Below are 11,554 nucleotides of genomic sequence, written 5' to 3' on the forward strand. Positions count from 1 at the left end.
CCTGGCGGATCCGGTCGCACGGCACACGCGCACGAGCGACGGCCGCCCGCCCCCGTTCACCACGGGGACGGGCGGCTGCGGCCGTTGCGGTGGCATGGTGGTGTGACGCACGTCACCGTGGTGTGGGCGGGTGGGGCGATGAGTTCGGGACGGCAGCCCGGTCTTCACCGCCGTACACCCCACACGGACGAGGAGACCACCCCATGCGCATCGTCATCACCGAGTTCATGAGCCTGGACGGCGTCGTGCAGGCCCCCGGCGGCCCCGAGGAGGACACCGACGGCGGCTTCGCCCACGGCGGCTGGACGCAGGAGTTCTTCGACCCGGAGGTGGTCGGCGGAGCCTGGGACGAGGCGCTGCGCGCGGCCGACGCGCTGCTGTACGGGCGCCGCACCTGGCAGGCGATGGCCGGGGCCTGGCCCGAGCGCGCCGGTGACCCCTTCGCCGACCGGATCAACGCCCTCCCCAAGTACGTGGTCTCCAGCACCCTCGGCGACGACGAGCTGACGTGGAACACCACCCGTGTCCCCGGTGAGGAAGCGGTCGCCCACCTCCGCAAGCTGCGCGAGAGCGAGGGCGGCGACCTGCTCGTCATGGGCAGCCCCAGCCTCGCCCGGACCCTCCTGCACGAGGGCCTCGTCGACGAGCTGCGGCTGATGGTCATGCCGGTCGTCCTCGGCGGCGGAAAGACGATCTTCCCCGACGGCGGCGCCAAGCACACCCTGAAGCTGGTCTCCACGGTCACGAGCCCCACGGGTGTGAACGTCTGTGTCTACCGGGCCGCCGAGAAGCGCTGAGGCCAGGCGAGTTTGCCGTTACGGCAAGGGAGGTTGCCGTTCTGGGGTGCGTCGGCGCAGGCTGACGGCAACCGGAAGAGAGGCTCACCACCATGGGACACCACCACCAGCACGGCCAGGGTCAGGGTCAGGGCCACGGCCAGGGCCACGGCCAGGGACACGGTCAAGGGCGGGGGCACGGACACGGGTGCCACGACCACACCGACATCGACTGGGCCGAGCTGGCCGAGCACCTGGAGGAGCAGGCGGAGCTGTTCGCGCCGCTGAACCGCCAGGCCGCCGCCTGGGTGGCCGAGCGGCAGCCGGAGCCCGGTCTCGTCGTCGACGCGGGCAGTGGTCCGGGCGTGGTGAGCACGCTGCTCGCCGACACGTTCCCCGGCGCCCGGATCGTCGCCGTGGACGGCTCGGGTCCGCTGCTGGAGCGGGCCCGGTCCCGGGCGGAACGCCTCGGCGTGGCCGACCGGTTCGCCACCCTGGAGGCGGACCTCCCCGCGGGCCTGGCCGAGTTGGAGTACCCCGCGGATGTGCTGTGGGCGAGCCGTAGCCTGCACCACCTCGGCGACCAGCGGGCCGGCCTCGCCGCCTTCGCCGAACGGCTGGCCCCGGGCGGGGTGCTGGCGCTCGTCGAGGGCGGACTGCCCGCGCGGTTCCTGCCGCGGGACATCGGCATCGGCCGCCCCGGACTCCAGTCCCGGCTCGACGCGGTCGAGGAGCTGTGGTTCGGCGAGATGCGGGCCGCCCTGCCCGGCACGGTCGAGGAGGCGGAGGACTGGCCGGGCCTGCTCACCGCCGCGGGCCTGCGCGACGCGACCTCCCGCACCTTCCTGCTGGACCTGCCGGCCCCGGCGTCGGACGCGGCACGCTCCCACACCCTCACCCTCTTCCAGCGGCGTCGGGAGACCCTCGCGGAGTACGCGGACCACCTCGACCCGTCCGACCTCTCCACACTGGACCGGCTCCTGGACCCCGACGACAAGGCGAGCCTGCACCATCGCCCCGATGTGTTCGTCCTCGCGGCCCACACGGTCCACCTCGCCCGCGCGTGACGCGGGTACGGCGGCGGTGGACGCCCGCGGCACACGAGACCGCCCGCCGGAGCATCTCCGGCGGGCGGTCTCGTCGGTCGACGTCGGCCGCGATGGACCTCAGGCCGGGTCTCGGGCCACGCCTCAGGCCATGTCGAAGGTCGCCGGGTCGGGACCGATGCGGCGGTCCTCGTTCAGCGCGCTGATCGCGGCGATGTCCTCGACGTCCAGGGAGAAGTCGAAGACCTCGATGTTCTCCTTGATGCGGGACGGGGTCACCGACTTGGGGATGACCACGTTGCCCAGCTGGAGGTGCCAGCGCAGCACGATCTGGGCCGGGGTGCGGCCGTGCTTCTGCGCGATGGCGACGATCGCCGGGACCTCCAGCAGGCCCTTGCCCTGGCCGAGCGGCGACCAGGCCTCGGTGGCGATGCCCTGCTCCGCGTGGTACTCGCGGGAGGCGTGCTGCTGGAGGTGGGGGTGCAGCTCGATCTGGTTGACCGCCGGGATGACGCTCGTCGCCTCGATCAGCGTCTCCAGGTGCTCCGGAAGGAAGTTGGAGACACCGATGGCCCGCGCGCGGCCGTCGGCGTACAGCTTCTCGAACGCCTTGTACGTGTCGACGTAGGTGCCGCGGGCCGGGATCGGCCAGTGGATCAGGTACAGGTCCACGTACTCCAGGCCGAGCTTGTCCAGCGACTCGTCGAAGGCGCGGAGCGTGGCGTCGTAGCCCTGGTCGGTGTTCCAGAGCTTGGTGGTGACGAAGAGGTCCTTGCGGGGGACGCCGGAGGTGGCGAGCGCCTTGCCGGTGCCCCGCTCGTTGCCGTAGATCGCGGCCGTGTCGATGCTGCGGTAGCCGGCCTCCAGCGCCGTGCCGACGGCCTGCTCGGCCTCGTCGTCCGGCACCTGCCAGACGCCGAAGCCCAGCTGGGGCATCTCGACGCCGTTGTTCAGGATGATCGGGGGGACCTTGCTGCTCACGAGCTCTCGATCCTTAAAGTCGTCGGTTGGTGCTTCCCATCGTCAACGATCACGGCGCGCGATGCATTCCTGAGCGGCCCGCTCGCGCACCGAATCGCAGAATGGCCGGAAATGGATCCGACGGTTCCACGTTATCGGTCCGGACCATTGACCGAACACCGTCACGCGGGAATTCTTGCCAACGCCCGACGTACATCACTGAACTCCGGTCACGTACGTGAATGGATGGCCATGACCCCCACTCGCAGGACCCTCCTCGGCGCCGCACTCGGCGGCACGGCCGCCGCCCTCGGCCCGCCTGCCACCGCGCACGCCGCCTCCTGGCAGCTGAAGTGGTCCCCCTCGGCGAGCGCGGACGGACTCCGTGCCTTCGAGACCGTCGAGGACGACCGCGCCGACTCCCACACCGCGGCCGCGCCGCACATCCGTGCCACCGGCGACACCTGGCGGTTCGACATGCACACCGTCGACCGTGACACCTCCACCGACCGGCAGCGCCAGGAGGTCACCGGCCTGCGCACCGGCAGCGGCTTCCTCCGCTGGACCGAGGGGCAGACCTGGCGGGTCACCTACCAGATGTACCTGCCGAGTTCCCTCAAGGCGACCACCAGCTTCACCCACATCATGCAGATGAAGCAGCCCGGCAACGGCACCTCCCCGCTCGTGGTGCAGTCCCTGCGCCGGGTGAACGGGGCCCAGACCATCGAGCTGAAGCTGCCCATCGACGACATCCTGGTCGGCCGTACCGATCTGGCGCCCCTGCACGACTCCTGGACCGACGTCGACTTCCAGGTCAAGGTCGGCGACGGCTCGGCGGGTTCGGTGCGCTGGATCCTCAAGAAGGGCTCGACGACCCTGATCGACGTCTCCCGTACGGGCGTCGACACCTTCCTCGCCGACCGGCTGCGCCCCAAGTGGGGCATCTACCGCTCCCTCGGCGACACCTCGGGCTCCCTGCAGAACTGCCACATGCTGCTGCGGAACATGCGGGGCTACCAGCTGGTCTGACCCGGTGCGCGAAGAAGGGCGGGCGCGTCCGAAGGAGGGCGGGGCGCGTCCCCGGCGCTCTCACGCCCGGTACAGCGCCTCCACCTCCTTCGCGTACATCTTCTCGATCGCCTTCCGCTTCAGCTTCAGCGACGGCGTCAGCAGCCCCTGCTCCTCGGTGAACTGGTGCGCCAGTATCCGGAACGTGCGGATCGACTCGGCCTGCGAGACCAGGGTGTTGGCGGCGACCACCGCCCGCCGCACCTCGGTCTCCAGCTCCGGGTCGCGCACCAGGTCGGCCGGTGACAGCTTCGGCTTGCCGTGCATCTGCATCCAGTGCTCGACCGCCTCCGCGTCGAGCGTGACGAGCGCGGCGATGTACGGCCGGTCGTTGCCGACGACGATGCACTGGGCGACCAGCGGATGGTCCCGCACCCGCTCCTCCAGGATCGCCGGGGAGACGCTCTTGCCGCCCGAGGTCACCAGGATCTCCTTCTTGCGCCCGGTGATCGTGAGATAGCCGTCCTCGTCGAGCGCGCCCAGGTCCCCGGTGGCGAGCCAGCCGTCGTGCAGGGTCTCGTCGGTGGCCTTGGGGTTGTTGAGGTACCCCTGGAAGACGTTCGGGCCGCGCAGCCACACCTCGCCGTCGTCCGCGATGTGCACGGTCATCCCCGGGATGGCCTGGCCGACGGTGCCGTACCGGGTGCGCTCGGGCGGGTTCGCCGTCGCGGCCGCCGTGCACTCCGTCAGCCCGTACCCCTCGTAGATGTGGATGCCGGCGCCCGCGTAGAACAGGCCGAGCCGGCGGTCCATCGCCGAGCCGCCGGACATCGCGTACTTGATCCGGCCGCCCATGGCCTCCCGGATCTTCGCGTAGACGACCTTGTCGAAGAACTGGTGCTGCATCCTGAGGCCCGCCGAGGGGCCGGGCCCGATGCCCCAGGCCTTCGCCTCGATCGCGTCGGCGTACTTCACGGCGACCTCGACGGCCTTCTCGAACGGGCCCGCCCTGCCCTCCCGCTCGGCCTTGCGCCGGCTCGCGTTGAACACCTTCTCGAAGATGTACGGCACCGCGAGGAAGAACGTCGGCCGGAAGGCGGCCAGGTCCGGCAGCAGCACGGCCGCGCTGAGCTGCGGCTGGTGGCCGAACTTCACCCTGCCCCGGATCCCGGCCACCTGCACCATCCGCCCGAAGACATGCGCGAGCGGCAGGAACAGCAGGGTCGCCGGCTCCTGGCCCCTGCGGGACTCGAACAGCGGCGCCCAGCGCTCGATGACCGTGTCCGCCTCGACCATGAAGTTGGCGTGGGAGATGACACAGCCCTTGGGGCGGCCCGTGGTCCCGGACGTGTAGATGATCGTCGCGACCGACTCCGGGGTCACCGCCCGCCGGTGCCGGTGCACCACCTCGTCGTCGAGCTGCGCGCCCGACTCGTACAGCTCCTCCACGGCGCCCGCGTCCAGCTGCCACAGCCGGCCCAGCTGCGGCAGCCGGTCGATGACCGTCGCGATGGTCATCGCGTGGTCCTCGTGCTCGACCATCGCGGCCGTGCACTGGGAGTCGTACAGCATCCAGAAGACCTGCTCGGCGGAGGAGGTCGGGTAGACGGGGACGACCTGGGCGCCGATGGTCCACAGCGCGTAGTCGAACAGGGTCCACTCGTACCGGGTGCGGCACATGATGGCGACCCGGTCGCCGAACCGGACCCCCTGCGACAGCAGGCCCTTGGCCAGCGCCAGCACCTCGTCACGGAACTCGGCGGAGGTCACGTCGCGCCACTCGCCCCGCTCGTCCTTGCGGCCGAGCGCGATGTACGTCGGGTCCTCCTGGGCGTACTCGAAGACGACGTCGGCCAGACCGCCCACCGGCGGCGCCGACGCCAACGGAGGGTTGGTGAACTCGCGCAAACCCGCTCCTCGTGGCGCTCCGCACAGCGCGTGAAAGCTACCTCACCGGGAGCCGGGATGGGAGGGGAATCGGAGGGGACGAATCGGCAAGATCAGTACGAGCGGGTGGCGGAGAAGGTGTGCAGACGGGCCGAGTTCGGGCAAAACTCCTTACGGCGCAGTAGGTTTCGGCACCGTAATCTCCACCGAATCTGTACGACCCGATTACGGCCGCCGCCGGGGCCGGGTCGCGCCGCTTCACGTCCGGCCCCGGCGGCTTCCGGTCGCACGGACCGACATCAGTTCCAGCGCAGCCGGGCACCGTGCCGTCACGCCCCGCGGGCCCGGCCGTGGAGGCGGTCGCCGCCGGAGAGGATCGCCGCGGCCAGCGCGTCCGCCGCGCTCGTCGCCGCTCCCGGCCGCCGTCCGTGCACGAGCACGAAGTCGACCTCGCCCAGCTCCGGCAGCCCCGCCCGCTCGGGCACCCGGACCAGACCGGGGGGCACCAGACGACGGGAATGAGCCATCACGCCGAGGCCCGCGCGGGCGGCGGCGATCAGGCCGTTGAGACTGCCGCTGGTGCAGGCCACCCGCCAGGCGCGGCCCTCCCGCTCCAGCGCCTCCAGGGCCAGTGCGCGGGTGATGCCCGGCGGCGGGTAGACGATCAGCGGCACCGGACGGTCGGCGTCGAGACGCAGCCGCTCCGCACCGATCCACACCAGCCGGTCTGTCCACACCGGCTCGCCGCGCGGGTCCTGCGGGCGCCGCTTCGCCAGCACCAGGTCGAGCTTGCCCGCGGCCAGCTGCTCGTGGAGCGTGCCGGAGAGCTCGACCGTCAGCTCCAGGTCGACCTCGGGGTGGTCGTACCGGAAGCTCTCCAGGATCTCCGGCAGCCGGGTCAGCACGAAGTCCTCCGACGCGCCGAAGCGCAGCCGGCCGCGCAGCCGGGTCCCGGTGAAGAACGCCGTCGCCTGCTCGTGCACCTCCAGCAGGCGGCGCGCGAACCCCAGCATCGCCTCGCCGTCCTCCGCCAGCTCCACCGAGTGGGTGTCCCGGGTGAACAGCTGCCGCCCGGCCGCGTCCTCCAGGCGGCGCACATGCTGGCTGACCGTGGACTGGCGCAGCCCCAGCCGCCGCGCCGCCTGCGTGAAGCTCAGCGTCTGCGCCACGGCGAGGAACGTCCGCAGGTGAGTGGGGTCGTACATGAGGGGCACCCTACCCCCGGTCATCATGAAACGCGATGACAGTAAGAGCCGTATGACGGATTCCCGATCACGAGGGGGGAGAGGACCATGGAGAGGGGCTCTCCGGCCCCCGCCGCACCTCCGATCGAAAGCACGTGGAGCACCGTGAAACGCCTGCGCTGGCCGAGTTGGATGCCGATCGACCCTTACATCCTGCTGTTGCTCGGGACGGTGGGCCTCGCGGCGCTCCTCCCGGCGCGGGGCGCCGCCGCCGAGGTCGCCTCCGGCGCGTCCACGGCCGCGATCGCCTTCCTGTTCTTCCTCTACGGCGCCCGGCTCTCCACCCGTGAGGCCCTCGACGGACTGAAGCACTGGCGGCTCCATGTCACCGTCCTGGCCTGCACGTTCATCGTCTTCCCGCTGCTGGGCCTGGCCGCCCGGGGCCTCGAACCGGTGTTCCTGAGCCACTCCCTCTACACGGGTCTGCTCTTCCTCACCCTCGTCCCCTCGACCATCCAGTCGTCGATCGCGTTCACCTCGATGGCCCGCGGGAACGTTCCCGCCGCGATCTGTGCGGGATCCTTCTCCTCCCTCGCGGGCATCGTCATCACCCCGCTGCTCGCGGCGAGCCTGCTCGGCGGCAGTGTGGGCGGCTTCTCCGCCGACGCGGTCTGGAAGATCGTGCTCCAACTGCTGGTGCCGTTCGTCGCCGGGCAGCTCGCCCGCCGCTGGATCGGCGGCTTCGTCACCCGGCACAAGCGGATCCTCGGCCTCGTCGACCGCGCCTCGATCCTCCTCGTCGTCTACGTCGCGTTCAGCGAGGGCATGGTGCGCGGCATCTGGAGCCAGGTCAGCCCGCTGCGGCTCGGTGGACTGCTGGTCGTCGAGGCCGTGCTCCTCGCGGTGATGCTCACGCTCACCTGGTACGGCGCGAAGCTCCTGCGCTTCGGCCGGGCCGACCGGATCGCCATCCAGTTCGCCGGCTCCAAGAAGTCCCTCGCCTCCGGACTGCCCATGGCGAGCGTCCTGTTCGGCGCGGAGGCGTCCCTCGCCGTGCTCCCGCTGATGTTGTTCCACCAGATGCAGCTCATGGTCTGCGCGGTCATCGCCAAGCGCCGCTCGCACGACCCCGAGGAGGCGGACGTCACGGAGCGGCGAGACGAAGGGACACGAACCGTGGTCGGTACAGGGACACATCCCGTGTGATGTTCAGCTGCGCCGCCGCCGCGTTCGCGTCCAGCCAGTTGACGTCGTAGCTGAGGACCAGCCGCCCGTCGCCGCCGAGCGCCTCGTGCGCCTGCGGGTTGTACGCCGCGACCCCGTCCTTCGGCAGCGGCGGCCCGAACCCCTTCGTGGGCCCGTGCCAGGGCCCGGTGGGGGAGCAGGCCCAGTACGCGGTGACGGTCGTCAGGCCCTCGGTCCCGGCGGCCATCGTGAACAGCACATAGGTGCGCCCGTCCCGGACGACGCTGAAGGCACTGCCGACGCCCTTGTCCTTCCCGTCGCCCAGCACCGCCGCGGGCCGCGCCCGCACCGCCCAGCGCGAGCCGTCCCAGTACTCCCACGCGCCCGGCTCCCCGAGCCTGCCCCGCGGCACCCGGGCGACATACGCGTGGGAGGTCGGCCGGGACGCGGCCTGGGCGTCGGTGCCGCCGAAGACGTACGTCCAGTCGCCCGCGTCGACGGCCGTCGTCCCGAACAGCACCCGCCGGGCGGGATCGGCGACCGACGCCTGGTCCAGGACCGTCGTGATCCCCTCCAGCCGCAGCGCGGGCAGCGACAGCGTGGCCACCTCGGTGGCCGTGGGCACCCCGTAGATCCAGGGCGCCTGCCCCGCCGTACGCGTCCACAGCAGCACCCGGACGACCTTCTCGGCGGAGCCGGGGGAGCGGGGCTCGACCCGGGCGGCCACCGGCCAGCGCCACTGCCGCGGGGCGGGGTCCGGGAAGACGGGGGCCGGGAGCGTGGACTCCAGCCGGCCCGAGGGGGACATGACGACGGCCGAGTTGCGCAGCAGCGGCGTCGCGACGTCCCGCCAGGCCACGGACTCGCCGACCGGGTTGGGCGGTGCGTGCACCTGACCCAGATAGGTGTCGGAGAACAGCCACAGCACCCGCCCGTCGGGCAGGCGCACCGAGTGGGTGCCGTCGCCGCCGGTCCAGTCGTCGGTGCGGGTCGCGTCGTCGCCGTAGCGGGCGAACTCGCCGGTCAGCGGCTCGTCCGGGTCCCAGTCCCGGACGGTGCGGGCCGTGCAGGTGCGGCCGCCCTCCCGGTCGTCGTCCGGGAGGGCGGTGAGCAGCACGGCAGCGAGGGCGAGGACCAGGGCCAGAACGATGACCGGTCCCGCCCCCGTCCGCCGTCGTGCTCCCGCGTCGTCGGGCACGGGAGGGACGTCAGGGCCCTTCTGACGGATCTCCGCGGCGTCACGACGCCCGGCACGCCCTCTCGCCGCACCGGACAAAAGCCCTGGTAGCTCCGCTACGAGGGCTTCCGCCCGGCACACCGAGAGCACGCACCGAACGCCGCTCCTTCTCCCACGGAGATCCATCAGAAGGACCCTAGTGACCCCGGTCCACGCGGTCCATGGGCAGCCACAGGATCGCGCCGCGCCGCGGGGCCGGGTCCCCGGCCCGCAGTCCGGCCACCTCGTCGTCGCTCAACGCCCGGTCGAAGACGAGGACTTCGTCGAGTGCCCCGGTGAAGTGCACGCGGCTGTCGACGCGTTGCCCGAGGTGCACCCCGAACGGCGAGTTCCTGCTGACCGATCCGGCGACGTCGGCGACGGCGAACCGCGCACCGTCCACGAAGAGCGTCAGCTGCCCGCCGCCACGTCGCAGCACCAGATGGTGCCACCGCCCGTCGTTGTACGCGCCCGTCGACCGCACCGACACGGTCCTGGGCGGCGCGGCCCCGTCCCGCATGGTCATCAGCCCCGTCAGCCTCCCCGACGCCGGCTCACCGCGCACCCACACCTGGGGCTGCGTGGTCCCGACCCCGCCCATCCACAGCAGCGGATGCTCCCCGCCGGCCGCCGTGTAGCGGAACCAGAGCGAGGCGGTGAACTCCTTGTCGTGGAGCGGCAGTCGGGACCGGTACGGCAGCCGTACGGCGTCGTCGGCGCCGTCGAACGCGATCGCGCCCCCGAACGCCCCGTCCGTGGACCGCGCACCCCCGAGCACGGCGGCCCGCCCGCCGCCGGGCGCCCGGTCGGGAGTCGTCGGGTCGGGACCCCGGCGCGGCTTCAGCCAGTCCTCCGTGAACCGGGCGAAGCGGATCTCGTCGCGGGCGTCGACGGCACCGCCCTCGTACAGCAGCCCCACCACGTCGCCGGCGCCGTCGGTCCCGCGGCCGATCCGCACCAGGTCCGAGTAGCCGGACCAGTCGGTGGTGACGACCGTGCCCCGGTCCACGCTCTCCCAGGTGCGGCCACCGTCGTACGACGAGCGGATCGCCATGGTCCGGCGGCGGTCCGGGTCGGCGGGCCCGGCCAGCAGCATGCGGTCGCCCAGCCGCAGCACGGAGCCCTGCACCTGGGGCATGTACAGGTCCGGGAGTGCCCGGAACGGGGCGGCGAAGCTGCGACCGCCGTCCCGGCTGACCGTCTGGCTGCGGTGCCCGAGGTCGGTGCCGTCCTGCTCGCGTCCGCTCACCAGGACCGAGCCGTCGGCACGTTCGGTGAGCGTCAGCTCCGACGGCTTCTGCCGGAACGTTCCGTCGGTGGCGATCGGCCAGGTGTCGGTGGCGCCGATCCGCCAGTTCTCGCCGCCGTCGTCGCTGATGACGAGCGCCGCGTGGTTGGCGGAGACCCGGCCGTCCGCCCAGGTCTCGGCGTTCACCCCGAGAACCAGCCGGCCCGCGTGGCGGCCCCGGGTGAGCTGGATGCCGTGCACCGGCCCGGTGGCGTACCAGGAGTTCCAGTGGGCCGGACGGATCCGCTCGGCGAGCGACCGCGGCTCGGACCAGGTCAGTCCGTCGTCGTCGCTGTACTGGAGGTGCGGGGTGCGGTCACAGGGCACGTCGCAGCTCGCGCTGTCCGTACGGCCCGTGTTGTAGGTCTCCGCCAGCACGATGCGGCCGGTCTCCCGGTCCACGACGGGGGCGGGGTTGCCATGGGTGTCGCCGGCGCCCTCGTTGACGACCTGGAGCGGGCCCCAGGTGCGGCCGCCGTCCGTGGACCGCTTCAGCACGAGGTCTATGTCGGCCGCGTCCCCGCAGTTCAGGACGCGTCCCTCGGCGAAGGCCAGCAGGGTGCCGGCCGTGCTCCGCACGATCGCCGGGATGCGGAAGCAGGCGTAGCCGGGGTCCTGGGAGGCCTTGAAGAGAACCTGTTGCCCGAACTCGGTGGCGCCGGTCCTTGGTCGGTTCTCCGCTCCGGCGGGGTGGGGGAGGGCGAGGAGTGCGGAGGTGGTGAGCACGGCGGTGAGTGAGGCGGCGAGTAAGGCGGTGAGGGTGGATCTGAGACGTGCGCGAAGACTTGACGGCACGGTGCGGCCAGCCCTTCATGCGTCCGGATGAGGGGACATCGGACGTCCCACGTCCGATGTCCGGCCTCAGACGGTACGGGGGGTCAGGGGGGCCGACAAGAACCGTGCGGGTGGTGTCTCCGGGCGCCATCTAGCTCGGGGGTGCGCGGTTCGTCGGCGGGTGCGGGTGCGTCGTGGTTTCTCGCGCAGTTCCCCGCGCCCCTGAAAAG

Annotated in this window: 9 protein-coding genes; 4 read left to right on the forward strand and 5 right to left on the reverse strand. The window is 72.0% G+C overall.

Features of this window, described 5'->3' with window-relative positions; all coding sequences use genetic code 11:
• Positions 1-203: 203 nt before the first annotated feature.
• Both AOK15_RS04835 and AOK15_RS04840 read left to right on the forward strand, forming a co-directional pair.
• On the forward strand, positions 204-797 hold the full coding sequence (locus AOK15_RS04835) for a dihydrofolate reductase family protein (RefSeq protein ID WP_055513109.1): 594 nt from the start codon (positions 204-206) through the stop codon (positions 795-797).
• A gap of 92 nt (positions 798-889) precedes the next feature.
• Positions 890-1,843, forward strand: a complete 954-nt coding sequence (locus tag AOK15_RS04840; protein ID WP_055513110.1) for a class I SAM-dependent methyltransferase — start codon at positions 890-892, stop codon at positions 1,841-1,843.
• Positions 1,844-1,966: 123 nt separating this feature from the next.
• On the opposite strand, the gene AOK15_RS04845 is transcribed toward AOK15_RS04840, so the two are convergent.
• Positions 1,967-2,803 carry an aldo/keto reductase gene (locus tag AOK15_RS04845; RefSeq protein WP_055513113.1) on the reverse strand — a complete coding sequence of 279 codons (837 nt, stop codon included), beginning with the start codon at positions 2,801-2,803 and terminating at the stop codon, positions 1,967-1,969.
• Positions 2,804-3,034: 231 nt separating this feature from the next.
• Between AOK15_RS04845 and AOK15_RS04850 the strand changes: the two genes are divergently transcribed.
• Positions 3,035-3,811: a hypothetical protein gene (locus tag AOK15_RS04850; RefSeq protein WP_055513115.1), complete on the forward strand. Its 777-nt coding sequence runs from the start codon at positions 3,035-3,037 to the stop codon at positions 3,809-3,811.
• A gap of 60 nt (positions 3,812-3,871) precedes the next feature.
• On the opposite strand, the gene AOK15_RS04855 is transcribed toward AOK15_RS04850, so the two are convergent.
• Together AOK15_RS04855 and AOK15_RS04860 are read right to left on the reverse strand one after the other, a co-directional pair.
• Positions 3,872-5,698 carry an AMP-dependent synthetase/ligase gene (locus tag AOK15_RS04855; RefSeq protein ID WP_055513117.1) on the reverse strand — a complete coding sequence of 609 codons (1,827 nt, stop codon included), beginning with the start codon at positions 5,696-5,698 and terminating at the stop codon, positions 3,872-3,874.
• Positions 5,699-6,006: 308 nt separating this feature from the next.
• A complete protein-coding gene (locus AOK15_RS04860) occupies positions 6,007-6,882 on the reverse strand; it encodes a LysR substrate-binding domain-containing protein (protein WP_055513119.1) in 876 nt (291 codons plus the stop codon).
• A gap of 144 nt (positions 6,883-7,026) precedes the next feature.
• Here AOK15_RS04860 and AOK15_RS04865 point away from each other — a divergent pair, with 144 nt between their 5' ends.
• Positions 7,027-8,067, forward strand: coding sequence for a bile acid:sodium symporter family protein (locus AOK15_RS04865; RefSeq protein WP_107099336.1), 1,041 nt, complete (start codon positions 7,027-7,029; stop codon positions 8,065-8,067).
• On the opposite strand, the gene AOK15_RS04870 is transcribed toward AOK15_RS04865, so the two are convergent.
• Both AOK15_RS04870 and AOK15_RS04875 read right to left on the reverse strand, forming a co-directional pair.
• Positions 8,006-9,244 carry a DUF5005 domain-containing protein gene (locus AOK15_RS04870; RefSeq protein WP_055513123.1) on the reverse strand — a complete coding sequence of 413 codons (1,239 nt, stop codon included), beginning with the start codon at positions 9,242-9,244 and terminating at the stop codon, positions 8,006-8,008. The genes AOK15_RS04865 and AOK15_RS04870 overlap by 62 nt on opposite strands.
• Before the next feature lie 175 nt (positions 9,245-9,419).
• Positions 9,420-11,345 carry a sialidase family protein gene (locus AOK15_RS04875; protein WP_055513125.1) on the reverse strand — a complete coding sequence of 642 codons (1,926 nt, stop codon included), beginning with the start codon at positions 11,343-11,345 and terminating at the stop codon, positions 9,420-9,422.
• Positions 11,346-11,554: the final 209 nt, after the last annotated feature.

It is taken from the genome of Streptomyces ossamyceticus (assembly GCF_001418475.1).
In the GTDB taxonomy this organism is placed as follows: Bacteria; Actinomycetota; Actinomycetes; order Streptomycetales; family Streptomycetaceae; genus Streptomyces; species Streptomyces ossamyceticus.